General features: G+C 66.6%; 14 protein-coding genes. 7 read left to right on the top strand and 7 right to left on the bottom strand.

What is annotated here, in order from left to right:
- Positions 1–81: 81 nt before the first annotated feature.
- The gene (locus tag ACTODO_RS04880; protein ID WP_003792058.1) at positions 82–1,527 is read right to left on the bottom strand and encodes an FHA domain-containing protein; all 1,446 of its coding nucleotides are present in this window, start codon (positions 1,525–1,527) and stop codon (positions 82–84) included.
- Positions 1,527–2,963 (bottom strand): hypothetical protein, encoded by a 1,437-nt coding sequence (locus ACTODO_RS04875; RefSeq protein ID WP_003792056.1) that lies wholly within the window; start codon positions 2,961–2,963, stop codon positions 1,527–1,529. The genes ACTODO_RS04880 and ACTODO_RS04875 overlap by 1 nt, the downstream gene beginning before the upstream one ends.
- 138 nt (positions 2,964–3,101) lie before the next feature.
- Between ACTODO_RS04875 and ACTODO_RS04870 the strand changes: the two genes are divergently transcribed.
- The 7 genes from ACTODO_RS04870 (at position 3,102) to ACTODO_RS04840 (ending at position 13,657) form a co-directional block, all read left to right on the top strand.
- Positions 3,102–7,148 (top strand): type VII secretion protein EccC, encoded by a 4,047-nt coding sequence (locus tag ACTODO_RS04870; protein ID WP_003792054.1) that lies wholly within the window; start codon positions 3,102–3,104, stop codon positions 7,146–7,148.
- A 65-nt stretch (positions 7,149–7,213) separates the two neighbouring features.
- A complete protein-coding gene (locus ACTODO_RS04865) occupies positions 7,214–7,756 on the top strand; it encodes a hypothetical protein (RefSeq protein WP_003792053.1) in 543 nt (180 codons plus the stop codon).
- 56 nt (positions 7,757–7,812) lie between these two features.
- Complete coding sequence (locus ACTODO_RS04860; protein ID WP_003792051.1) at positions 7,813–8,319, top strand: hypothetical protein; 507 nt, start codon at positions 7,813–7,815, stop codon at positions 8,317–8,319.
- Positions 8,320–8,350: 31 nt separating this feature from the next.
- The gene (locus ACTODO_RS04855; RefSeq protein WP_034512111.1) at positions 8,351–9,967 is read left to right on the top strand and encodes a hypothetical protein; all 1,617 of its coding nucleotides are present in this window, start codon (positions 8,351–8,353) and stop codon (positions 9,965–9,967) included.
- Positions 9,946–11,187 (top strand): S8 family peptidase, encoded by a 1,242-nt coding sequence (locus ACTODO_RS04850; protein ID WP_003792046.1) that lies wholly within the window; start codon positions 9,946–9,948, stop codon positions 11,185–11,187. Before ACTODO_RS04855 ends, ACTODO_RS04850 begins: the two co-directional genes overlap by 22 nt.
- A gap of 2 nt (positions 11,188–11,189) precedes the next feature.
- Positions 11,190–12,422, top strand: a complete 1,233-nt coding sequence (locus ACTODO_RS04845; protein ID WP_034512627.1) for a S8 family serine peptidase — start codon at positions 11,190–11,192, stop codon at positions 12,420–12,422.
- Positions 12,423–12,424: 2 nt separating this feature from the next.
- Positions 12,425–13,657 carry a S8 family peptidase gene (locus ACTODO_RS04840; protein WP_034512108.1) on the top strand — a complete coding sequence of 411 codons (1,233 nt, stop codon included), beginning with the start codon at positions 12,425–12,427 and terminating at the stop codon, positions 13,655–13,657.
- Positions 13,658–13,737: 80 nt separating this feature from the next.
- Here the strand turns inward: ACTODO_RS04840 and ACTODO_RS04835 are convergent, their stop codons facing one another.
- From ACTODO_RS04835 to ACTODO_RS04815, 5 genes are all read right to left on the bottom strand, one after another.
- The gene (locus tag ACTODO_RS04835) at positions 13,738–14,955 is read right to left on the bottom strand and encodes a S8 family peptidase (protein ID WP_131332775.1); all 1,218 of its coding nucleotides are present in this window, start codon (positions 14,953–14,955) and stop codon (positions 13,738–13,740) included.
- Positions 14,956–14,974: 19 nt separating this feature from the next.
- Positions 14,975–16,492, bottom strand: a complete 1,518-nt coding sequence (locus tag ACTODO_RS04830) for a serine/threonine-protein kinase (RefSeq protein ID WP_003792040.1) — start codon at positions 16,490–16,492, stop codon at positions 14,975–14,977.
- The gene (locus tag ACTODO_RS04825; protein ID WP_003792039.1) at positions 16,492–18,966 is read right to left on the bottom strand and encodes a transglutaminase-like domain-containing protein; all 2,475 of its coding nucleotides are present in this window, start codon (positions 18,964–18,966) and stop codon (positions 16,492–16,494) included. The genes ACTODO_RS04830 and ACTODO_RS04825 overlap by 1 nt, the downstream gene beginning before the upstream one ends.
- A 77-nt stretch (positions 18,967–19,043) precedes the next feature.
- A complete protein-coding gene (locus ACTODO_RS04820) occupies positions 19,044–20,279 on the bottom strand; it encodes a DUF58 domain-containing protein (protein ID WP_034512105.1) in 1,236 nt (411 codons plus the stop codon).
- A 4-nt stretch (positions 20,280–20,283) separates the two neighbouring features.
- On the bottom strand, positions 20,284–26,325 hold the full coding sequence (locus ACTODO_RS04815; RefSeq protein ID WP_034512101.1) for an Ig-like domain-containing protein: 6,042 nt from the start codon (positions 26,323–26,325) through the stop codon (positions 20,284–20,286).
- Positions 26,326–26,525 lie beyond the last annotated feature (200 nt).

The raw sequence follows: 26,525 nt of genomic DNA, 5'->3' as shown, positions 1-26,525 counted from the left end.
CGGCGCAGCAAGACGATCAACGCGGAGACACGACCGACGCACGAGAGAATCAACGTGGCGAGGGATCGCCCACCAACAGGGTCAGTGCACCGAATCGGCGTCGGCGTAGACGATCGTGGCTCGCCGATCACCCATGATGACCTCGGTACCGGCGGGCACCTCGACCGCCTGTCCACCCGTCAGTTCCATAACGCGGCCGTCGGGCGTGCGAATCTGCGTGCCGTTCGCGGAGAAGGAGTCTTCGATCCAGGCACCGGTGGCCGTGGGGCCCAGGCGCATGTGCGTACGTGATAGCGACATCGTGGCATCAGGGACGACGACCGCTCGCGATCCCTCGACGGCTGCGGGTGCACGCCCAAGCGTCACCGGCATGTCGATGAGCTCGCGCTGCCCAGAGTCGAAGATAAGCCACAGAAGCTGCGTGCGCGGCGGCGTCACCGGCACACCCCACTGAGACTGGCCGGCACCACCCCACTGGGACGCGCCGGAGCGCTGCACAGTCTGCACATCGCGGCGACTCGGCGGAGGGCCAGGCACACCGGATGCGGGAGCCGCATACTGCCCTCCCCCACCGTACGAGGCTTGGGCGGGCTGAGGGGACACCTGCTGAGCGGGAGCTCCCCAGCTGGGCGGGGCGGGAACCTGGGCGGGAGCGGCAGGCGCGGCAGGCACAGCGGGCACCGCGGGAGCGGCGGGCATGGACAGTGCTGCGGGACGCTGAGGCGCGGGGCGATGAGTATCCGGCGCGCCCTGGGGCGGCGCGAGGAGTGTGTCGAACTCGTTGGGCTCGCGCACTGCGGGAGCAGCCGGTGCAGCAGGCACGCTGAGCGCAGCAGGAACGCTGAGCGCAGCAGGAACGCTGGGCACAGCAGGAACGCTGGGCGCAGCGGGCAGCGGGGAGACCGCCGGCGTTGCGGGTGCGCTGTAATCCTCCCCGTAGGGGTCGTTTGCGCGCTGACCGGGTGCCGAGTAGTCCGGCGCCGAAGAAGGCACGGGCGTCAGCGGCGCAGCGGGGGCACTCCACTGATCGGCTCCCCCGCGAACGCTATCGAAATCGCTGGGAGCCCGGCTCGGACGCTCGGAGCGCTCAACCTCGCCAGGGCCAGCCGCGAGCGCCGCGTGCTTGCGCAGGTCGACGAAGCGGGTGCGGGTGGGGCCGCTGAGCCAGGTGCGCCCGTCGTGGACCATCGCATACGAGGCAAGCAGGCCCACGCCGGTGACTTGGAGGAGGACGGCGAGGGCCGTGTAGCCCAGCGCCGCGCCGAGCGACGGAGTCTGCGCGTCGTCCTCGTCGCGGATCAGGCACACACGCATGAGGGCCATGCCCGGCGTCCGGCCCGATGCGCCGAGCATGAGCGCGGAGGCAACCACTGCCTCGGCGGTGACCATTCCAATCGTCCACGCCGTGAAGTGCACGTACCACGTCACACCAAGCAGGACCCCGAGGATCAGCAGGTCGATGAGATACGCGCCGACGAGCCGCGATGCGGGCGCGTGGGCGAAAGGAGTCTTCGTCGTATCAGCCATTACAGGACTGCCCTCCAAGCAAACTCGAAGAGACCCGAGGAGATGACCGCCGCGGGAAGGAGTGTAAAGATGCAGAAAGTCTGCAAGAAGTCGAGGATCGTCCCCGAAAGGGCGGCGTGGCCCTTAGGAACGTGCAGCGTCATCCACAGGACCGTCGCGATCGCGATAATCAGCAGGATGGACAACGGGAGCAGGGGGAACAGCGAGTACGTTGCTTCGCTGGTCCCCACCGCCAAGGACTGCGACCACTTGCCTAACAGGAACGCACACCCGACGCCCACAGCGGCGACGCGAGGCAGGATCTGACCGACATGCGCGCGAATCCCCCGAGGTGCCGTCAATAGGGTCACGATGGACATGATGACGAAGATGAAGCCGCCGAGGCCTCGGCCCAACGTGATCGTAGGAGTCACCGTATATGCCAGGGGAATGCCGCCGACCAGGATGAACAGCGTCGAGGCGGCCACCAGCAGGGTGTACCGAGCGTCGGTGTGCCCGAGGGCGTCCGCCATACGGCCGCCGGTCAGCGTGCTGGGCTTTTGCGCGGGAGGCTGACGGATGCGCGACGCGATCGTCTGCACCGACGCGGAATCAATGAGCTGGCTGTCGGGCACACGCAGCGCAAAACGGGGCGCCATCAGGAACAGGAACACTCCGAGGAGGAGAGCCAGCGGAGCGATGTCGATGAGGCCGAACATCGGGTAGGCGCCAATCGTGACGAGAGCCGTGGCGCCGATCCACGCGAAGAGGGCGCTGAGCGCGGTGGGGGTCGTCGTCAGCGACACGACCGCCAGCGAAACCGCGAGGGCAACCCACACGCCGATCACAGGGGCGACCGACAGGGCGTGGATGCCGGACATTGACACGAAGCCGATCGCGCTATATCCGGCGAGCGCGGGCATCAGGAGTAGCAGGGCAGGCCTCGAACGGACCATGCGCGAAGCGAAAAGCGGGAGGATGGAAGCAGCGCAGCACACGGCGGCACACGCGCCGCGCGCCCACAGCGGGATCTTCGCGACTTCGACGGCCCACTTCGGGCCATCCTCGGGGTGAGCAAAGCCAATCAGGGCCGCATCTCCGAGCATCGGCAGGAGGCACAGCGAGCTAACCGCACCTATCACGATGAAGCAGTAGCCGAGGAGGGCGAGGACCGGGGACAGCCACTGGTTCTCCTGGCGCTCCGAGGCCTCGTTCACCTGCTGAGCGGACAGGACGCGACTGGACAGAGCGATCGTCGAGCCTGCGGGCAGGTCACGACCGAGGACAGCTGCGCCGTCGAGGGGACGCCCATCGGCGTAGGAGACGCGCACGGAGGGAAGAGACAGATCGATCTCCAGCATGGCGCACAGGCCCGCGACCGTCGTCCCTTCGGGAGCGGCGAAATCGGAGGTGCCATCGGAGTCGATAACAGTCACTGACACCATGGTGACGCTCATGTAACCTCCGTCCTCAGGTAAACAACAGTGCCCAGTGTAATGCACCGACGCTAACCGCCGGTTAAAACTTGGAAGTCCACTCAGCTACACTGGGTGCAGTCGCATCGAACACGTACGCGCACAGCGCGAGGAGACCTGATGGTTACACGCAAGAAACGGCGGACTGCCGCGGTTCCGGAGCAGCCCTCCGGAACCCTAGCGATCCAGATGCCGCCGGAGAAGGCCGAGCCCGCATCGATCGGTAACGTCCTGATGATGGTCGTCCCGATGCTCGGTTCGACGGGCGTCATGGTCTTCATGGCCATGCAGAACCCCAACAATACGCGCTCGATGCTCATGGGCGGCGGCATGTTGGTCGCCATGCTGGGCATGGTCGGCTTCAACATGTACCGGCAGTTCTCCCAGTACCGCACGCGCGTGAAGACCCAGCGCCGCGAGTACCTCTCCTACCTGGCTGAGACGCGCGAGTCCGTGCGCAAGGTCGCAAAGAAGCAGCGCGCCTACTACAACTGGGTCTACCCCTCCCCCGACGCCCTCGTGACGCTGGCCGCCAACGGTTCGCGCCTGTGGTCGCGCGAGGGCAACACGTACAACCTGCTGACGTTCCGTTACGGCTCGGGCACCCAGCCCCTCGGCCTCATTTTCGAGCGTCCCCCGATCGACCCGATGACGGAGATGGACGTCGTGTGTCTGTCCGCCATGGACCGATTCATCGGTGTCCACGACCACACGGACAACGTCGGCAAGTTCCTCTACCTGGGCGACTTCAGCCACATCGAGGTCGTCGGCGACGGCGAGAGCGCCTACGACGAAATGCGCGCCATCATGATGCACCTGGCGTGCTTCATCGACCCCGCCAAGCTCAAGATCGCGGTCCTGTGTTCGGCCGATCGACTGGGCGACTGGGAGTGGGTCAAGTGGATGCCCCAGGCTCGCTCGTCCATCGTGCGCGACGCGGTGGGCCCGGGCCGCATGATCTCGACTGACCCACGCGAGCTCGCCGAGATGATCAGCCCTGACATCGCGATGCGCGGCGCGTACCACCCGGGTGATGACATGCCCGAGTGGCCCCACCTCCTCCTCGTGTTGGACGGGGCCGAGTTCCCGCCAAACTCCCCCTTCGGTTCGGCGGTGGGCGTGCGCGGCGTCACGATCATGTCCCGCGTCCGGGAGTGGACGGCCATGAAGTCACACACCGCGCTGCGCCTCGTCATCCACCCCAACCCGGATCACAAGGGCGCGGACGTGGTCGACGTGGTCACCATGGACTCCCTGCCTGAGCAGGCGTTCGCCGACCGCCTCACCGCCGTTCAGGCCGAGGCCGTGGCCCGCCGCATGACGCCCTTCGCCACGCAGCAGAACCTGGAAGAGGCGGAGACGCCCGTGGGCCGTTCGGACGAGGCCCGCCAGATGGACCTCATGGAGCTCGTCGGCATCGGCGATATCCGAGACTTCGACCCGGAGAAGCAGTGGCGGCGCCGCGAAGGACGCGAACGCCTCGCCGCCCCCTTCGCCGTCACGCCCGAGGGCCGGCCCGTGGTCCTCGACATTAAGGAATCCGCCCAGCAGGGTATGGGTCCGCACGGCCTGCTGATCGGCGCGACCGGCTCCGGTAAGTCCGAGGTGTTGCGTACCCTCGTGCTGGCCCTGGCGCTCACCCACTCTCCGGAGCAGCTGAACCTGGTTCTCGTCGACTTCAAGGGTGGCGCGACCTTCGCCGGCATGTCGGACCTGCCGCACGTGTCGGCCATGATCTCGAACCTGGAGTCGGAGCTCTCCCTCGTCGACCGTATGCAGGACGCCCTGCAGGGCGAGATGGTGCGCCGCCAGGAGGTCCTGCGTCAGGCGGGCAACTACGCGAACGTGTCCGACTACGAGGCGGATCGCCTCGCGGGCAAGCATCAGTTCCCGCCGCTGCCGGCCCTGTTCATCGTCCTGGACGAGTTCACGGAAATGCTGATGGCCAAGCCAGAGTTCGGCGAGGTCTTCATCATGATCGGCCGTCTGGGCCGATCCCTGTCAGTGCACCTGCTGCTCGCCTCGCAGAAGATGGATCTGGGTAAGGCGCGCGGCCTGGAGTCGCACCTGTCGTACCGCATTGCGCTGAAGACGTTCACGGAGAACGACTCTCGTGAGGTCCTGGGTATTCCCGACGCCGCGAAGCTGCCCCCGCTGCCCGGTTCGGGCTTCCTGAAGGCGGGCGGCGACGGCCTCGTTCGTTTCCGCGCGTCCTACGTGGCCGCTCCCCCGCCGGCGCGTACGCTCGCGTCGATTTCCGAGGCCTCGACGGCCGGCGCTCCGACCGCGCCGATCGAGATCCTGCCGTTCACGGTCGCTCCCGTCATCACGCGCGAGGACCTGGGCGAGGAGGAAGAGGTCGACCAGAACCAGGAAGTCGTTCTGGCTGGCGACGAGATCTGGGCGGACATGTCCGAGATGGACATCGCCGTCGCGAAGATGAAAGGCAAGGGTTACCCGGCGCACCAGGTGTGGCTGCCGCCGCTGGAGGTCCCGGATACCTTCGCGACCCTCATGCCCGACCTGCGCCCGGACCCGGAGCTCGGCTTCGTCTCGCGCGCGTGGCGCGAGTCCGGCACTCTGCGCGTACCCCTGGGCACGGTCGACCTGCCGCTCGAGCAGCGTCGCGAGACCCTCGTTCTGGACCTGTCGGGCGCGGGCGGTAACTTCGCGCTGGTGGGTGGCCCGCAGACCGGTAAGTCGACGGCGCTGCGCACGATCGTGCAGGCCCTGTCGCTGACCTACACACCGCAGGAAGTCCAGTTCTACGTCATGGACTTCGGTGGCGGCACGTTCGCCGGCTTTGCGGGCGCCCCGCACGTGGCGGGTATCGCGACGCGCGACACCGAGGAGGTGCGTACGCGTATGATCGCCGAGATCGCGGCGATCATGGACGACCGTGAGCGATACTTCCGTCAGAACGGCATCGATTCGATGGACACCTACCGTCGCGGGCGCCTGGAAGGACGCTACGACGACGGCTATGGCGACGTGTTCCTGGTCATCGACGGCTGGGGCGCGCTGCGCAGCGAGTTCGACGGCGTGGACCGCCAGGTGACGACGATGATGAGCCGAGGCCTGTCGCTGGGCGTTCACCTCATCGTGTCGGCCGCCCGTTGGATGGATATCCGTTCGGAGGCGCAGGACATCTTCGGTTCGCGCCTGGAGCTGCACACGGCGAACCCGAAGGAGTCGATCGTTAACCGCGAGGGCGCCGCCCGTATTCCGAAGGGCCGCCCGGGTCGAGGCATCGACATGGTGGGCCACGAGATGATGATCGGCTTGCCGCGCGCCGACGACGATCCGGATCCATCGACCGTGTCGCAGGGCGTGACGCGCACGGTGGCGAAGATCCGCGAGTCGCTGGTCCACGGCCCCGGTCCGAAGCTGCGCCTGCTGCCCGAGAATGTCACGGTCCCCGAGATCCTCAAGCAGGTGTCGGATCAGCAGATCCTGCCGCGCGGCGGTGGCGACATGATCCTGGGCGTGGAGGAGTCCCGCCTCGGTCCGCTCCTGTTCAACACGCGCGCGGAGTCGCACCTGTACCTGTTCGGCGACGGCAAGACGGGCAAGACGACGTTCCTGCGCTCGATCATTTCCGAGGTCATGCGCCTGTACACGCCGGGCGAGGCGAAGATCCTCACGATCGACATGCGTCGCACCCTCATGGGCGCGGTTCCGAAGGAATACCAGCTGGGGTACCTGACGAACCACGCCGAGGCCATGAAGAAGATGCGCGAGCTCGCAGGGTACCTGCGCACGCGCTTGCCCGGTTCGGACGTGACGCCCGAGCAGATTCGCGACCGCAGCTGGTGGTCGGGTCCCGAGGCGTGGATCCTGGTCGACGATTACGACCTGGTCGCGACGACGTCGGGCAACCCGCTCATGGAGCTCATCGACCTGCTGCCGCAGGCGGCCGACATCGGCCTGCACGTGATCATCACCCGCCGTATGGGTGGCGCGTCGCGCGCGGCCTACGAGAAGGTCCTGCAGATGATGAATGACCTGGCGGTCACCGGCATCCTCCTGTCCGGCAACCCCAGCGAGGGCGCGATCATCAACGGTGTCAAGCCCAAGCGAGCGGTTCCGGGCCGCGCGCAGGTCGTCCACCGTGAGCTCGGTGTCGTCGCCGCCCAGCTGGTGAACACCCCTCCCGCATCAATCTGACCGTTTATTGACACGGCGACCCGTTCGTCGCATATGATTGACCAGTCTGAAAGTAGGAGAAAAATATGTCCTCTCTCGTGTCCCGTCGCGCATGTGCGGCCACCTCGTCCCTGCTGCTCGCTGCCGTCGCGCTGTCGGGTTGCTCCCTCTTCGGTGGGGGTGGCTCTAAGGCCACCGATATCAGCAAGCTGCCCAACATTCCTCAGGGGCAGAAGCAGCAGCTGGTGCAGCAGATGCAGTCCGCGTCTGGCGATCAGAAGAAGCAGATCGCCGAGAAGGCCGTGGCCTTGAACAACATGGTTGGAGCGCAGCTGGTGGGTGTGGAGCCCAGCCTGATTTCTTCGCAACAGTTCAAGCTGGATCCCAAGGGCCAGACCGTGGTCAACAAGAATGACATGGTCTACCAGATGATGTCGGCCACCGACTTTTGGCGGCTGGGCAATGACACCTACGACCTGTGCGTGGAGCAGAACTGCGAGTACTACTCGTCCTGGACTGTGGACGTGGAGGGCTCGGGCTCTGATCTGACCTACGTGTGGACCCTGAAGATCGAGGGCTCCGACCAGCCCGATAAGCCGCTGGTCCGCCGCTTCAAGGTCGCCAAGTAAGCAACCGGGCGCATTGCAGCGCTCTTTCATCTTCCATCGATTTTAAGGAGCTACAAATGGCTGATCAGGTAGGAGTCGACAGCGAGAAGCAGGCAGCGGCGACCACCCACGTGGTAGAGAGCGGCGATGCCGTGACTTCGTCCGCACAGGGGTCCTCTTCCCTGGGCGCCGCCCAAAAGTCCATGTTCTGGGGAACCGAAGATGGTCCTAGCTCCATGGGCCGCAGCTCCGCCAAGCTGTTCGACACGGTGTCAGACATCCTCGCAAAGGAAGCAGAACTCATCTCCACTTTCGAGGCTGAGATCAACGCCGCTCTGAAGGACTTCACGGGCACGGAGCAGGATAACAAGCTGCAGCTTGCAAGGATCCAGGAAGCGCTGAACCGAGTCGACAAGTCTGACGCGGCAGCCGCACTTAAGGCAGCACAACACGAGCTAGAGCAGGTCGTCGGAGGCGCAGCACTTAAGGCTCTACTGCCCACGCAATCGGGGACGACTCATTCAACGACTACCGGTGGATCTACCACCCAGGCTCCTACGCAGGGTGCACAGCCCGAAGTCTGAGCAACTTTTCTGGCTGTAGAAAGGATTTGTTATGGTTTCCTCTCCGATGTACGAGCGCCTCAAGGTCTTCATGGAGGCCGCCCGCTCCAATCGAGACCTGGACGCGTGGGACGCCGACCACCAGCAGACGATCAAGGGCCTCGAAGAAGCCGTTGAGCGCCTCAAGCAGTACCGCGACTCGCAAGGCTTTGTGGGCGAGACTGCTAACGCCATGAACGCGTGGGTGGACAGAGCGGTTCAGCGTATCAACGCGCACGCGGACACCTACCGGAGCGGTCACAACACCTACCAAGCTGGTCGCTTGGCGATGGCGTCGGCGCTCCACGAGGCTAACCTCCTGTCTCCAACCCTCTTGGACTCTGCAACCGAGGCAATGCGCGACAACCCGGTTGTCATGGTTCCTAGCTCCTCCCCAGGAGGTGGCGTTTCTGTCTTGGGCAAGCGCTTTACGACCGGCGCCGCCTACGTGGACGCGGTCGAAGCACAGGCCAACGCCCAGCGAGAGGCAGCGGCGACGCGCATCCTCGAGCGAGTGAACTCCTTGACGGGGGATCTGAGCAGCAGCATGCAAGAGATTCAAAGTCTCGTAGACACTCAGAAGCTGGAAACTGACAACGAGAGCTCTTCACAGACGAGTGTAGATGCTGCGAAGGCATGGGCGGACAGCGCCTCTCATTCATATGGGCGCTCCGACGGTCGCAACCCAGCCTCGGGTACGTACCCGGGTGGTTTCGCTCAGCCGTGGTGGAGCGAGGCAGACGCCGCCGCTGCCCAGAACCGTACCGTCGCATCGGGTGCCGTCCCGACCCAGGAACCCGCCTACGGCGAGACCGGATCGCGCACGAACCCGATCACGGATCCCCAGGAGCTCATGGGCACGGACCTACTCCACACCGCTGTGAATGGCACGGCGTACCGCAACGGCGTCGTCGGAGGTCACACCCCCGCCCCTCCGGCCGACGTGGATCACCCGCTGTGGCGTCTCAACGGCGGCGCGGCCTCCGACTCCGCCACGGCAGGCCGCCTCGGCGGCGCGGGCGTCCTCGGCGCGGGAGCGCTCGGCCTGCGCGGCGCAGCCCGCATGGGCTCGGGCAGCTTCGGTGGATCCAGCGTCTTCGGCCGCTTCGGCGGTGCCGGTGCGAACGGCCTCGGCGGATCCGGCTCTGCCAGTGGTCTGTCCAGCGCCGGTCGCATGGGCGCCGCGGGCATGCGCGGCGTGACAGGCTCGACGAACGGCCTGGGTGCTTCGGGCGCGGCTGGCCTCAAGGTCGGCTCCTACTCGGGTTCCGGCTTTGGCTCCTACACTCCCCCCGCGGGCGCGGCCGGCGCGAACGGCCCTGCGGGTTCCTCCGGCGTCACGGGCACCACGGGCGCGAACGGCGGCGGAGCTGCCGGCGCGGCCGGCGCCGCTGGCAAGGGCGGAACGACGAGCGGCGGCTTCATGGGTGCCGGCGCGGGCGCGGGCGCTGGCGCAGGCAAGGACGACAAGAAGGGCCGTAAGAACCGGTACGTGGCCTTCAAGTTCGACGACGACGAGGACGAGCTGCCCGCGGGCTACGTGAATCCCCTGTCGCAGACCTCCGGCACCGACAAGGACATCGCGCCGGCGAAGCGCATGGACGACGGATGGGACCCGCGCCAGTGGTGAACATCTCCTCCAACGCCGCGCCCCGTTCTCCCTTCGCTTTTGTGGCGAGGGCGGGGCGCGCCGCGCGCGCCCTGACCACCACCGCCTCCGCACTCGCTCTGGCCGTCGGAGTCCTCGCCGTGGCCCCGGCCCCCGCGCACGCGGCCGATCCGATCACCACCCAGGAGTACTTCTCGTACTACCACCTGGACTCCGCACGCCAGAAGGGCTACACCGGCAAGGGCATCACCATCGCCCTCATCGACGGCCCCGTGGACACCAGCGCCCCCGAGCTGGCCGGCGCCAACATCACCGACAAGAGCCGCTGTACCATCGAGGCCTCGCCTGCAGAAGCACGTCACGGCACTGATATGGCGACTATCCTGGTTTCTCCGTACACCGGCGTGGCTCCTGATGCTACGCTCCACAGCTATCAAGTGTCGAATGACAATTCTGTGTCGGCGGGCACTTGCAAGGTCGACGGCAAGAAGCTCGACGACTTCGGCACGCTCATCAACCAAGCCGTCGAAGATGGCGCTCAGATCATCTCCATCTCCCAAGGAACAGGACACCTGGGTGACGACGCCAAGTGGGCTATCACCAACGCAATTGCACGCGGTGTCATCATTGTTGCTTCAGCCGGCAACACGTCAGACGACGAAAACAACAGTCACTTGGGTAGATGGTCTGGCGTTGTTGGCGTATCCGCCATCAACACGGACGGCACGTTCGCGTCATACTCCTCCTGGGGCAACGGCGTCGTCACGGCAGCTGTGGGCGGTCCTTTCAATACACGCGACGAAGTGACAAATCAACCCGTCACCACGCGAGGTACCTCTGTGTCGACCGCTCTCGTCGCCGGCATGCTGGCCCTGGCGCGTCAGAAGTGGCCCGACGCCACCCCCAACCAGATCCTCCAGTCACTCGTGCGCTCGGGTCTGAACCCCAACCACGAGTGGAACCAATACACCGGGTACGGCGCAGCTGCTTTAGGTTCCCTTGTCAATGACGATCCTTCGCAGTATCCGGACGAGAACCCGATCCTCAACAAACCGGGTGGTTCCGAGCCCACGGCTGACGAGGTAGCCGACTACGTGGATGGTCTCATTAGTCCCGCGGCCCACCGTAGTATCCCCGCTTCCTACGTGTACCGGGGCATCGACGATACCGTTGTGTTGTACCAGTCCGAGCTCAAAACACCACTTCACCTGGGAACGAGCCCCCGCTACCACCGGAAGTGATCATGACACACGCGCAATCCTGCGCGCAGCCCGCGCCCCGTTCTCCCTTCGGTTTTGTGGGGAGGGCGGGGCGCGCCGCGCGCGCCCTGACCACCGCCGCCTCCGCACTCGCGCTGACGGTCGGCGCCCTCGCCGTGTCCCCGGTCCCCGCGCACGCGGCAGACCCCATCACCACCCAGGAGTACTTCTCCTACTACCACCTGGATTCCGCACGCCAAAAGGGATACACAGGCAAGGGCATCACCATCGCCCTGATCGACACCCCGGTTGACTTAAGCGACCCAGAACTAGCCGGCGCCAACATCGTCGACAAAAGCCGATGCACACTGGACGCTTCGCCAACGAATTCGACTCACGGTAACTCGATGGCTGCCCTTCTGGTATCCCAAAAATACGGCGTCGCACCCGACGCAACGCTCTACACCTACCAAACTGCCACCGATGGTGCAGCCTCTAGCGGTTCATGCAAACAAGGCACACAAGAGCTCGACACCATCGCAAACCTGATTAATCAAGCCATCGATGACGGCGCTCAAATTATCTCTATTTCATTGAGTTCCACGGATCACGACAAGGATCTCAAGTGGGCGATTACTCGTGCGGTGAGTCAAGGCGTCATCATCGTGTCGTCGATGGGCAATAAGGCAGCAGATGAGAACAACGCCCATCTTGCTTGGTGGTCTGGCGTCGTCGGAGTTTCCGCGATTCATACCGATGGCACGTTTGCGTCATACTCATCGTGGGGCAACGGTGTTGTGACAGCAGCTATCGGCGGCCCCGTCACCATCCGGAGTTCCAGCAGTGGAGAGACGACTACAACGGAAGGAACTTCTAACGCGACAGCCCTCGTTTCAGGGATGCTCGCACTGGCGCGCCAGAAATGGCCCGACGCCACCACCAACCAGATCCTCCAGTCGCTGGTCCATTCGGGCCTGAATCCAAATCACGAGTGGAACAAGTACACCGGCTATGGAGCTATTGACGGCGGTGGACTCGTCATCGATGATCCTTCGCAGTACCCGGACGAGAACCCGATTCTCAACAAACCGGGTGGTTCTGAGCCCACGGCTGACGAGGTTGCCGACTACGCCGATGGACTCATCAATCCCGCTGCCGAGCGGGAGGTCCCAGATTCCTACGTGTACCGAGGTGCCGACGATCAGGTCGTCCTCTATCACGCGGAGCTCAAGACACCGCTCCACCTGGGAACGAGTCCCCGCTACCACCGGAAGTGACCATGACACACGCGCGACCTAGCGCACAGCCCGCGCCCCGTTCTCCCTTCGGTTTTGTGGGGAGGGCGGGGCGCGCCGCGCGCGCCCTGACCACCGCCGCCTCCGCACTCACGCTGGCTGTCGGTGCCCTCACCGTGGCCCCGGCCCCCGCTCACGCTGCGGACCCGATCACCACCCAGGAGTACTTCTCGTACTACCATCTGGACTCTGCACGGCAAAAGGGGTACACAGGTAAGGGCGTCACCATCGCGCTCATCGACGGCCCCGTGGATACCAGCGCCCCCGAACTGGCCGGTGCCAACATCACCGACAAGAGCCGCTGCACAATCGAGGCCTCGCCTGCGGAAGCACGTCACGGCACCGACATGGCGACCTTGCTCGTATCGCCCTATACGGGTGTTGCCCCCGACGCCACGCTGTACACCTACCAGACCGCCACCGCTGATGCTGTATCGTCAGGCACATGCAAGTCCAACGGACTACGTCTCGATACCATGGCTATCCTCATCAACCAGGCCATCGATGACGGTGCCCAGATCATCTCCATCTCGCAGGGCACCCCAGAAGGAGATTCGGAATTTCAGTGGGCTCTCACCCGCGCGATAAGCGAAGGTGTCATCGTCGTCGCATCCGCCGGTAACACGGCACGCGACAACAGCTATGCCCAGCTGATCCGCTGGTCCGGCGTGGTCGGTGTGTCCGCTATCAACAGTGACGGCACGTTTGCATCCTACTCCTCGTGGGGTAACGGTGTCGTGACCGCCGCGTTCGGCGGCCCCGTCAACACCGTCGACGCGAACACCGGAGCCCCCACGACCGCCTCAGGTACTTCAAATTCAACTGCGCTAGTCTCAGGAATGCTCGCACTCGCACGCCAGAAGTGGCCCGACGCCACCACCAACCAGATCCTTCAATCCCTGGTTCACACCAGCTTGAACCCCAACCACGAGTGGACACAGTACACGGGGTATGGAGCGATTGACGGCGGCGCACTGGTCAAGACGGATCCTTCACAGTACCCGGACGAGAACCCAATCATCCAGAAGCCGGGTGGTTCCGAGCCCACAGCCGAGGAGGTTGCCGACTACACCGACGGGCTTGTCAATCCAGCCAGCAACCGGGACCTCGACGACTCCTACGTGTACCGGGGCGCCGACGATCAGATCATCCTATACCAGTCGGAGCTAAAGAATGAGATCCACCTGGGAACGAGCCCCCGCTACCACCGGAAGTAGCCTCGGCAACCCGACACAGCGAAGCGCCCCTGCCACCCACCGTGAACTGCGTGTGGATGACAGGGGCGCTCCCCTACGCGCTACTTCTTCTTCGCGTTGCTCGCATTGCTCGCGTGGAAGCGCGGGCTGGTCCCCAGGTGCGTCGGGTAGCCGTGCTCGCGGCTGAGTGCGAGACGCTCGTCGTACCCCAGATATTCGTACGAGTTGTCGTTCATGACGACGCGCGGATCCACCACGCCGTCGATATAGTCCTGCACGTCCTGTCGGCTGGGAACCGTGTTCGTTCCCTTGTCCATGAACGGGTTTTCATCCGGGAAGCTCGTCGGGTTCGTCGTCAGCATCGCGTAGATGTCGAGCGCGCCGTACCCCGTGTATTCGTTCCATTCGCCGCCGTTGCCGCCCACGCCTGTGCGGGCCAGCCCCTGTAGGATCTGGTTGCCGGTCGCGCTCGGCCAGCGCTGCATGGACAGCGCCAGGGAGCCGGCCACGATGGGGCTCGCGAAGGATGTCCCCCACCACTCGCCTCGCTCCTGTGACACGCCCGAACGTGCGAGAGGGCGCGCGAGGGCCGCCGTCGACAGCGGCCTACCCCAGTTCTGGTAGTCGGAGGGGCGTCCGTTGGTCTCGATCGCGCCCACGCCGACGACGCCACCCCAGGAGGGCAGCCACTCCGTCGAGTTGCGGGTCGAGTCGTTGCCCGTGCTGGCGACTACCGGAACCTTGGACGCAATCGCTCGGGCGAGAGCCCAGCGCATGCCCTCGTAGTCGCTGGGGTAGCTCGACGACGTGGTGATCACGTCGACGCCGTCGTTGAGCGCGTCCTCGATGAGGAGAGCGAGATCGGAGTAGCCTCGCCCCCACTGTCCGATCGCGCAGTCGGAACCCGTCGTGTCACCGGCAAACGACAATGTGTAGGCGCGTAGATTCGCGCCGGGGGCCACGCCGAATTGAGGCGAGGAAATCACCTGCGCGATAACGGTGCCGTGGTCCCAGTACTTGTCCTGGGAGCCCACGGTGCAGGGGCTGTAGGACTGGATGCGCGCACCGGCTAGCTCCGGGATCTGCGTGTTGACAGGGCCGTCAATGAGCGCGATCGTCACGCCTTCGCCCGTGTATCCCGACGAGTGGATCGCGTCCAAGCGGTAGTAGCCGTAGAAGGTCTGTTCGTCCGCCGTGATCGCGGCATCCGCCGATGCTGGGGCAGCAGGAACCACGAGGGCCGCGACGGCAAGCGTGCCCACCAGGGTGACCCCCTTGCAGGCGCTGCGCCGCGCGAGGCGCGCCATCGGATGACTCATCAGCTGCCCTTCCAGCGCCCTACGGCACCGTCACGCACTGAGTGACCGGCGCGGACTCGCGGCCCGTGGAAGTCACGACGAGGCTCACTGTCAGGCAGTTCTCGCCGCTCACCGCGGTAGTCGTCAGGCTGTTGCGACGCATCGTCTCTGCCACCACGGCCTCACCCGGGCGGGTGAGCACGTACTTGAACTCCAGCGCTCCGGGCTGGTACTGGCCCTGCTCGGGCACCTCCCAGCCCCAGCGGATCTCGTTGCCGTTCGGGGTGGCCGTCAACCCGGTGACGGCCTCGGGCGGGACGGCGCCCGCGTCGCCCTGATCGGAGTTGCTCACTGCCCCTGTGCTTGAGGAAGGGGTCGGTGTGGATCCGCCTCCACCGCCTCCGCCCAGGTGGATGCTGTGTCCGCCGCCGGTGAGCATCGCGACGACCAGGCCGGCCGTCGCCAGCACCATCACGAGCGCGAGGACCGGCACCACCCACACGGGACGCTTCGACTCCCCCTCGACCAACCCGGTTCGGTTCGTCGTCGAGTTACCGGCCCACGCCTCGTTCGACGAGGCCTGGGGACCATCCGCGAAACTCCCGCGGCGGGTGCGCGTGCGCTCCGCGTCCAGGGCCGCCGCAGACGGGGCGGACAGGGCCGAGGATGGCGCGCTCGAGGAGACCACCACGCTCAGCTTCATCTCCGTGACCGGGCGGTGCATCTCGCGTTCGACCGTCTGTAGGGCGTAACCGAGGGCCGCCGCCGACCCGAAGCGCTGCTCCGGGTCCAGGCTCATCGCGCGGCGCACGATAGCCGTCACAGCGTCGGGCACTCCCGGGCGGTCGATGCGCGACACGCGGCCACGGGCGACGCGCTGGGCGACCGCATGGGCCGAGTTGTCTCCGTCCTCCACCTCGAAGGGCGAGCGGCCCATGAGGAGCGTCCACAGGGTCGCGCCCAGTGCCCACACGTCCTGCGTCGGGTGAGCGCGCGCCGTGCCCGCAATCTGTTCGGGCGGCGCCCACATCACCGAGAAGCCGTCGCGGCCGCCGCGCGGGTCCGCACCCACCGGCTCGGCCACGCCGAAGTCGGTGAGCACCGGCGACCCGTAGGCGTTGATCATGATGTTGCTGGGCTTAATGTCGCGGTGCACGTAGCCCGCGCGGTGCAGCATCTCAGCGCCGCCGCACATGCGGATCACCATCGACAGCGCGCGGTCCGTCGACATCGGGTTTGCGCGCACCTGATCGAGGATGTTCGCAACCGGGCAGTACTCCATCACCAGGTACGGGCGACCATCCGGCGTGCGCCCCGCGCCGTACAGCTGGGCCACCGCCGGGTGACCCGACACGAGAGCCATCACGTCAGCCTCACGTGCGATACCGGCCTCGCCGTCCGCCCCGCGATCCCTGCGCGCCACCTTGACGGCCACCTCACGGCTGGGCAGCTCCTGGCGGCACAGGAACACGTCCGCGAACCCACCCGACCCGAGTGGACGAATCCACTCGTAACCCGGCAGCGACGGCACCATTCCGACGCGAGCGTCGCTATCCATCAACGTTTCCCTTTCCTACGGCCCATGCGCTTAGCCAGCGAGCGACCGCCCTTGCGAGCGGCGTCAGCCTGACGGCGGGCGCGACGGCGCCAGCGCAGCGACTTCAGCGACAGCGCGTACCGCAGTCGCGCGAACAGCGACACCGAGGCCGCCCACTCGCGACGCAGCTCATCCACGTCGTTCCACGCCTGCTCCGCGTCCTCGGGGCGGGCACCACCGGCAGCGAAGTCCGCGACGTCCGCGCGGCGCGCCACGGTGACGGCCCGGGGAACCGCGCCCGAGAACAGCGACCAGCCAGGCACGCGCACGTCCGCGGCCGAGCGCTTGCGCGCCTTGCGGGCCTTAGCATCCCCCTCCTCGTCGCTCTCGGATTTCTTGGGCGTCCACTGCGAGGCCAGCGCCCACGCAACCTCCTGGCGCGTCAAGTGCGGCTCGACGACGAGGCCGGAGTCGATCGCGGTATCCACGAGCTCGTCCCACGAGCCGCGCACCGACTCGGCGGCCTGCGCACGGCGGCGGCTCTTACGGCGGCGGGACTTCGCCAGGAGCACAGCCAGGACCGGGCCCAGCAGCAGGAGGAGCGACACCGACACCGTGCCGATCGCCATCCACGGGATATGGACGCCGTTCGGATCGTGCGGATCCGTCGCCTGGTCACGGGTTGCGGGCGGCAGCTCAACCGGCTGCTCGGGCGGCTCCGGGGGCTGCAGGACCTGGGGCTTGGGCACGGACTTGGGCTTGTTGACCTGCGTCGTGGGCTGCTGATCGCGCGGCGGAGTCGGGTCGAAGGTCGCCCAGCCGACGCCGGGGAACTCCACCTCGACCCACGCGTGCATGTCCGAACCCGTCAGGTCGACGCTGCCGGACGTGCCCTCGCGGTAGGCGCCCATCACGACGCGGGCGTTGATGCCCTGCGAGTGCAGCATGAGGGCCATAAGGGTCGCGTACTGCTCGTCGTCGCCCACCAGCGCCTCGGCGCTGATCATGCGCTCGATGCGGTCCTGAGAGGAGCCGGGACGCGAATTGATCGTGTCCTCGTTGGAGTAATAGCCATCCGTGTGCAGGAACTGCTCGATCGCGCGGGCCTTCTCCAGGTCCGAGCGCGCGGTCGACGTGTGATCCGCGGCCAGGGAGTCCACGTCCTTCGGGACGTTCGTGTCTCCCCCGGCGTAGCGCGCTGCGTTCACGCTGGCGAACTCCGAGTCTGCGTGTTCGCGCGGCATCGTCGTGCTCAGCGAGTAGCTCAGCTGGCCGGTCGGACCCGTCGTCAGGGCGGTATCCGCCCACAGGTCGTAGTTCAGGCCGTCCTGCTGCTCGGCCGCGTTGGGGGCGGAGGGTTCAAAACGCAGGACCGACACCTGGCCGATCGTGGGCACCCACGGTCCCAGCAGCTGCGAGGTCGACACCGAGGTCTGCACTCCCGCCGTATCGGCGCTGCGCCCCGGGATCGTGGACCCCACGCGGCGGTATCCGGCCGTGCCGTCCACCGTGTTCATGACGCCCATGCCGAAGGTCGTCCCGTCGTACACGTCCATCGCGCCCAGGCGCACGCGCGCCTCCTTGGGCATGTTGGACACGCGGATCAGGGATTCATCCTCGAGGTCCTTGTTGTAGTGGCGGTAGCTGGACAGCGGCGAGGGGTACTGGCGCGCGTCCACGGGCGGCTCGACGACGTCGCGTCCGACGACGCGGTCCGAGGCCGTGGGGCCCAGCAGGGACGCCGCAGGGATCGCCGCAGCAACCATCACGCCCACCATGAGCGCGCCCATGCCCACGCGCCACCACACGTGCACGATCTGACGCGAGGAACCGCCCACGGTCGTCGACGCGGTGGTCGCCGTAGAGGCCATACCAATGACGATGTCGGCGCCCAGTCGTGCGCGTCCGATCGCCGAGGCCCACGCCCACCACACGATGAGTCCCACCCACCACGCGATGACGAGGAGGGCGGACGGAGAGTGGCCCGACGGCCCCCACACGATCGCGATCACGCCAGCGAGGATCAGCGGCACGGATCCCCACATGGGGCGCCCGTAGCGCACCGTCACGACGCCCGCCGCAACCGAACACACGAGGCAGGCCATCCACGGCACCATCGCAGGCCCCACGTAGGAGCCGGCCGGCGGCGTCAGCGTCAGGAGGTCCTTCCAGGCCTCGACCGAACCGACGACCAGCGTCTGGAGGGTCCGCGACGTCGGGACCACGCCCCAGCGGGTCGTCTCACGCAGCGCGGCGGCGCCACCGAAGAGGAAGTGCGAGGCCACGACCGCCGCGACGATCGACAGCAGGTCCCAGCGCCACTTCGCTGCCGCCCACGCGACGACGAGGCCGACCACGACGCCCGCAAGCGCCGCGATCGCGCCCTGGCCGCCGCCGAAGACGGACTCGAACATGAGGATCGGACCGGAAAAGAGGACCGCGAGGACCAGCAGGGACCACGCGGGCATGGCGGCGCGGTGTATCGACCCGCCCATCGTGGTTTCCTGGGCGGCGGGGCGACGGGAGCGAGGCGGCGGAGGTGCCGGACGCGAGGCGTTGCGAGCAGGAGTACTCACGCGTTCACCCCCCGCGACACGAGCATCGGCAGGTCTTCGAGGGAGGGGCAGTCGATGATGACGCCGCGCGTGATCTTGCGACGACGACGCGCCCGGCCCGGGACCACGCGGATCACCGACACGATGACATCGACAGGAGCGATATTCGCCAGGCGAGCAGCCTCCTGGTCGTCCACGCCAGCGCCGACGACGATCGAGAGCACCGAGATCCCGCCGCGCTCCATGATGCAGCGGCGCACGATGCCCGCAAACTCCGAGCGCGTCGACGTCTCCATCTCGGAGAGCGCATCCAGCATCGCCATGGGCGAGCCCGTGGGGATCCACTCGTCCGCGGTGTGCATCGAGACCGTGCGGGCCTCGCCCGAGCCGGCGAGGGCCAGCGACGCGGCAACCGACACGGCCGTCTCAAAGGAGCGCCGATCCCACACATCCACACGCGTATCCAGCAGCACCATGTGGTGCGAGCGGTGAGTCTCCTCGAACTGACGCACAATCAGGCGGCCAAAGCGCGCCGTCGACGGCCAGTGCACCGCGCGACGGTCGTCGCCCGGCTCATAGTCGCGCAGGGCGTGGAAGGACACGTCGGAGCTCGTCAGCTTCTCGCTGGCCACACCCTCGACATCCATCTGCATGCCCGTCGCGTCAAAGGAGAAACGCACCGTCGGCGGGTGCACGTGCACGAGGATCGGATCATCCCACGAACGCACGCGGCGCAGCAGGCCCAGCCCGTCCATGCGCACGGTGCGCGCGGGGCCCACGTTGATGACGCCGCGGCGCTTCGTCATGACCGAGAAAGACTCGTTCCACGTGCCGTTTCCGCTGATCGGGGGCACGAGGAACTCGCCACTGCCTCGTCCGATCGTCACCTCCACGAGGGTCGAACCCGAGCGGCGCCCGGACTCGTTGACCACGCGGACGCGACCCACCGCCACCTGGCCGGCAATAATGCGATCGTTCTTCATGTGCAGGGACACGGACAGCGGGGACGGGGACGCGACCGAGGCAACCGCGACGACGAGGGCCACCAGGCCCATCACGGCCACGATGAAGCCCTCCAGCCAGCCGAAGGCGAGGGCCGCGACGGTACCCGCGAGCGTCGCCGCGATCACCGCCCACCCCACCGGGGTCAGCGCACCCAGCCAGCGGGCGACGCCCTCGTAGCCGGGCAGCGCCTGCACGCGGGCGCACAGGGCGCGCCACGCATGCCTCACAAGTCGACGTAGTTTCTTCACTGGCTTACCTCACCGGGCGACAATCGCCGTCAATGCGCACGTTCCGCGCGAACGCCGCGTCGGAATCCGCCCGCGTCGCGATGTGCGACTCTATGGGACCGGCACGATCGATAGTCACCTCTTCGGTCCAATTGTCCAGATCCGAACGGATCGTACATTTGTGAGTAAGCGACGTGTTAGCCCACCCCGGAGCGCTGAACTTAAAGGTGTGGCATCCACCCGGGCCCGTGTGCTTCTCGCCTCCCTGGCAGACGTCCGTCCACGTCAGGTTCACGTCCAGCTTCGTGACGAACGATGAGTCCGCCCGCATCTGTGTCGTTCCCCAGTCGTTAGTTGCCGCGACCGTGGCCGAGTACTCCGTGCCCTGTGCCAGGTCACTGAAGGTCGCCTCCGTGGCGCCAACCCCGACGGGTTGCTCCCTGTTATTCAGGTACACCTTGAGACCCGACAAGGCAGGGTTGGCGCCGATCGCATCCCAGCGCACGACGGCAGACGTGCTACCGACATTCGAAACCCACACCTTGACCGGATCGGGCTTGGCCGTGGGGTGGCCAACGGCCGAAACGGTGCCCGACGTGACCTCATTCCCCTTGAGGCCCCGGCCAGACTGGCAGAAGAAGACTTCACGATCCTGCCAACCGCCCACATCGATTCGTTGACCCTCATAGACCGGCGTTCCGTCCGCACATCCTTCGCGGGTCAACGAGTAGCGCACCGTCAGCTCGGATGCGCTGAAGCCGTGACCCTCCTTAGGCCTCAGATTCGAGACAACCAGCTGCCCCGGCGTGCCGTTGCCCTGCAGAGTCGGGGTATCGATCGGCAGAGGCACGGTCGCGATCGAAACGAACGTGGTGGCAGGGTCCGAAGTATCCCCGTGCGAGTTCGTCAGCGTCACCGACGCGGACACCTTACTGCCCGTCGGCACGTCGAACAGCGTGGCAGTACGAGCGTCTGATGAAACGTACACATCGACGCCATTGACCGAAACCGTGGCCTGGCCCCATCCCTTGCCATTGGGAGAACCCACGTTCCACGTAACCTCAACCGTCGCCTTGTTCGGATCGCCCACAGAGGCGATCGCGACGGCGCTCACGCCGGTCGCTTGATCTGGCTTCGTGTGCGGGTAGCCCTCGGTCGCCAAGGACGGCAGCGACGGTTTCTCCGCGCCATTCTGCGCCTGGACCTGCACCGAATACAACGTGCCGTTCTTCAGTTCCGGGATCCGCAGGTTGGTCTTCGGAGCGTCCACCGAGTAGGAAACCGGCTGACCGCCGCCGGGTCCATTGAGCAACACCGTGTACGACAGGATCCGCGATCCCTCGTTGTGCGGCTCCACCCACGAGACCTCGAGGGCACTATCCGTACCCACGACCGTGGGTGCCGCCATCTGCTCGGGCGCAACATCGATGTTCACCTCGGCGGATGGCTCGGACGGATCGGAGTCACCGGCCTCGTTCGTCGCGACGACCGTGAAGCGGTGATTCTTACCATTCTCCAGGCCCTTGATCTGCATACCCGGCTTGGTGGTGTTGTAGGTCTGCCCATCGAACAGGTCCGTCACCTTGTAGCCAGAAATCGTGCCCCCGTTTGCGGGGGGCTCATCGAACTGCACGAAGGCGGTCTTCGACCCCATCGCGGTCGCCTTCACGTTTTGCGGCGGTTCAGGGCGATCCAGAACCTGGACGACAACGCGGCCCTGGACCACGCGATCCGGGTCGTTCGTCGCGTCCATGACGCGGTACACGATGGTCATGTTGCCGTGGAAGCCCGCCTTGGGGGTCACCGACAGGACGTTGCCGTTACCCGAGGCGGTTCCCTGGCCCACGTGCACCGACGCATCCAGGACCACGAGCGGATCCGGGAACGGGTTCGTCGTGTACTCCGACAGGTTCACGTCCACCGTCTGGCCGGCCTTCGCCTTGATGCGAGCCTCCGTGGTCGTCACGAGGGGCTTGGAGGACTTCACGATCGTCACCGGAATGTCGGCGTTGACCGCGCCCGAGCCGTCATCGACGCTGACAGTGATCGCGCCGACCGGGCCCTTGGGCTGGTCCTTCTTGCCGGACACGGTCAGGTTGTGGCCGTCCAGGGACACGTCCACGCCGCCGGGGGCCTTCACCACGCGGTACTCGAAGGATCCCTTCGCCTGGTCGTCCGGATCGTCTACCATCTGCGTGAGGTCGACCGTCACGGTCTCGCCCTGGCCCACGAGGATCGGGGTCGGGGTCAGGCGCGGCGGCAGGTTCCTGGCCGGCTGGATCGTGATCGGGATCGTCAGGGTCGAGGACAGCGCGGAGGCGTCGTCCGAGGCACCGTCACGCACCGTGAAGGACACCGAGGCCTTGCCCGAGGCCGTGTCGGGCGCGCTCAGCGTGATGTGCGTGGAGTCCTGGAGCGAGGCCGAGTCCAGGCCTCCGCTGAACTTCACGGAGGAGGCGTCCGTGATGATCGGGGAGCGCGAGTTGTCGCGCACCAGCACGTAGTCGTGCATGTCGAGGGTGAGCGTGGAGCCCGCGCGCATCGCCACCGGGACGCGCGTCGTGTCCAGGCGCGGAGCCAGCAGGTCGGTGCCAGGAACGGTCACGACCGCGCTCGCGCTCAGGCCATCGGGGTCCGTCACCGTGTACACGACGAGGCGACGGCGGGCGTCCGTAGAAATCGACAGGTTCTGCCCCGACACACTCACGCCCGAGGCGTCCGAGGACACCGTCAGCGCGGCCGTGGTACCGTCCGGGTCCTCGTCGTTGACGAGGACGGCAACGCTGACGGGCTTAGAGTCCGAGGGCAGATCGGAGACCGGCACGACGTCGTCGCGGGCGATCGGCGCGCGCAGCGGCGCCTCAGCGTCCACCGTCACGGTCAGCTGTCCCTGGGCGCGGCCACCTCGGCCGTCCTCGATCTGGTAGGCCACGACGAACACGCCGTTCGTGGCGGGCGCCTTGACCGTCACCAGGTCCTCGGCCACCGTCACGGTCGCGGTCGGATCCGACACCGACACGGTCGCCGGATCCGTGTCCATGTACAGGGTGTCGCCGTCCGCGTCCACGTCGTTGTTCAGGACGTTGATGCTCACCTCGCGCCCCGGACGCACCGTCACCGAGTCGGGAACGGCCGTCGGGTTGTGGTTCTGCGAGCCGGGAGGGGCGATGCCGACGCGCACGCGGGCGCGTCCCTGCACGCCGAGGCGGTCCTCGACGATGTAGGAGAAGGTGTCCGTGCCGGTCGCATCGTCGGAGGGCGTGTATTCCAGCCACTCCGTGCCCAGCACGACGCTGCCCTTGGCCGGCGGCTGGTCGATGCCCACCAGGGCGACCGAGTCGCCGTCGGGGTCGATGCCCGTCAGCGGCACCGGGACGCGCGTCATCTGGCCCTGCACGGCCCACGCGCTCAGCGCCTTGGGCACGGGAGCACTGTTAGCCGCGGAGGAAGCGATGACCTCAAACGTGACGGTTGTCGTCGCGCGGTTACCCACCGAGTCGATGGCCGTATACGCCACGCGCACCACGCCGGCTTCGGAGCCGGCGGCCAGGCGCACCTGGTTACCGGTCACGAAGACCGTGCCCAGCTCGGCGCCCGACAGGACCTCCACCTCCGGGTCCAGGCTCAGCGACAGGCCGATCGGCGAGCGGTCGTTCGACAGGACGCTCACTGAGCCGATGTCGTCGGCGCGCACCTTCGCGGTGTCGGCCGTGACCTGGGGCGGAGTCTCCTCACTCTGCGCGTTCGTCGGGATGACGCTGACCTGGGCGGTCGCGGAACCCGCGCCGTTGGAGACCGTGTAGGTAAAGGTCGTCACGTCAGTGAGGCCGCCCGGCGACGTAATGCGCAGCAGGTGGCGCTCGATGAGCGTAACCTCGAGGCCCGAGTTCGCGGGCACGTCGATCGATTGGACGACAAGCACTCCGCCGGACGGATCCGTGTCGTTGGCCAGCGGCGCGATCAGCGAGGCGCCGCCGCTGGGCAGGACCGCCAGGTCGTCTTCGGCGATCGGCAGAGCATTCGTGTCGTCGTCGACCACGTCGACCCGGATGACGCCCACGGTCGTGGACGGGCCGTCGGAGACCGTGTAGGTGAACTGGAAGGATCCCGGCACCGAGCCCGTGAACGTCAGCGTGCCGCGCGAGAGGTCAGCGGAGACCGCGGTGCCCGCCGGGGCCGTGCCCGCAGCCACGAGGGACAGGGCGTCGCCGTTGGGATCCGTGTCGTTGGCGATCGGGTCGATCGTCAGCGGCTCAGCCACGCGCGCCACGTAGAAGTCGGCGCGCGCCACCGGCGGCACATTGCCCGCCTCCTGGACGCTCACCTTCAGCTCACCGGTGGTCTCGGCGTGGCCATCCGACAGGGTCACGGCGATCGCCTTGACGCCAGCGCCCGAGCCCAGGTCGCGGATCTGAACCGTGCCGTCCTCGGAGAACTGCACGGCCATGCCCTCCGGGGCCGTCGCCGACACCAGGTAGAACTGGTCGCCGTCCGGGTCAATCCAGTCCGACAGGAGGTTGTATTCGACCTGCGCGTTCGCACCCACCTTGATGACCGGGTGCTTGAGCTGGCGCGGGCCCTCGTTCTGGCTCCACGGGTGGATCGTCAGCGTCACGTTCGCCGTCGCGCCCGCGAGGCCGTCCGAGGCCTCGTACGTGAAGGACGTCGATCCGCTCGTCATGCTCTCGGGGACGTCCGTGATCTGGAGGGCGCGGCCGCCCCTCGTGCGCACGATCGAGCCGAACTCGGGGTTGGTGACCGCGCGCGCCGTCAGCACGTCGCCGTCGTCGTCGGAGTCGTTGTCCAGGACGGGTAGCAGCGTCGAGCGGCCCGGGCGGATGCCGAACTCGTCATCCACGGCCTCGGGCGGCGTGTTCTTGTCCTTGTGCTCCGGCTCGGAGACCTGCTCACGCTGGTCGGGGGTCGGAGTGTCCTCTTCCTCCTGCTCCTCGGTGGGGGTCTGATCCCAATTGCTGACCACGACCATGTTCTTGTCGGGCAGCCACAGCGTGCCCGTCGAAACGTCGTTGAGGACGATGCGCGTGCGGTTCGTGCGGAACACAGCGGAGGAGGCCTCGGCCAGGCTCGACACCGTCTGCGCCTGGTTGCGCGTGGAGTCCGTGCAGGTGCGCACGAACGCGCCCGAGCCCGCCCATGCACCGTAGGAGCAGCCACGGTGGAAGACGGGGGGCGCGGGGGTGCCCTTCTGGCCGCTCTCCGAGGCCTCCTGACGCTCGATCGCCTTGCCGTTCAGGGGCACGGACACCAGCTGGTCGCCGGTCGCGAGGAGGACCGAGGCGGCCTCGTCGCCGGGGGCCTGCAGGACGGCACCGCTCACGTGTTCCTCGGACAGGTCGCGCACCTTGCCGCCGGGCAGGACCAGCTTGTTGCCGGTCTGGTCGTAGACGACCGGCTTGTCGCCGACCGCGGTGATCGTCGGGGGCCCGGCGGGAGTAAAGTCTTTGATCTCAGTGGTTTTCACGCGCCAGGCCTGGCCTTCGCTCGTCAGGGTCACGAGCTTGGAGGAACCGGGAGAATAGGCGAAGACCGTGCCCGAGTTCGACACCGTCACGATGCCGTCGCTCAGGTCGTTGGCGACCGCGTCCTCACGCAGGAGCGACATGGTGGCGGGCTCGTTGGCACTGCCGACCCACAGGAGGCCCTCGTTGGGGTCGAGGACCGCCAGGACCGAGCCGCCCTGAACCTGAACAGCGTTATCGGGCAGGGTGACGGACTGACCGAGGGAGAAGGAGGTCGGACGCACCGGGGTGACTGTGCGACTCACGGTCTCACCCAGGGTCACGTCGCCGCCCTCCTGGCCGATGTCGAAGGACGCGGACTTCACCGAGACCGTGCCGTCCAGCATGAGGGCGTCGTAGTTGAGGTGCCCGAGGAGCTTGCGGTCCTGGTTCGTCACCCAAATGCCGCCGTCGTCGACGCTCACCTGGGTGACCTCGACACCCCGATACACGACCGCGAGCACGCACAGCATCGCGGACACCAATAGGACGGAGAGCGCGGGTATCCGCTTCGACCAGGTGTTTCGCGATCGACGCGCCTTGTTCATGTGGCTTTCCTCAGTCTCAATGTGCGCACTGGTATGGGGCGTTGTCTGTATCCGCGGAGGGTATGGGCAACCATCCCAAGGATACACACCGACCAACCCTATGGATAAACCCCGCAGACAACAACAGGTACCGAGGAATCTGCAACCTGTCGAACGGGGTTCTCGCGGCGGCGCGTATCCATTCCTCATGCGCGAGAACC

The sequence above is a fragment of the Schaalia dentiphila ATCC 17982 genome (genome assembly GCF_000154225.1).
Classification (GTDB): domain Bacteria; phylum Actinomycetota; class Actinomycetes; order Actinomycetales; family Actinomycetaceae; genus Pauljensenia; species Pauljensenia dentiphila.
This window is presented reverse-complemented; position numbering and strand designations above follow the sequence as displayed.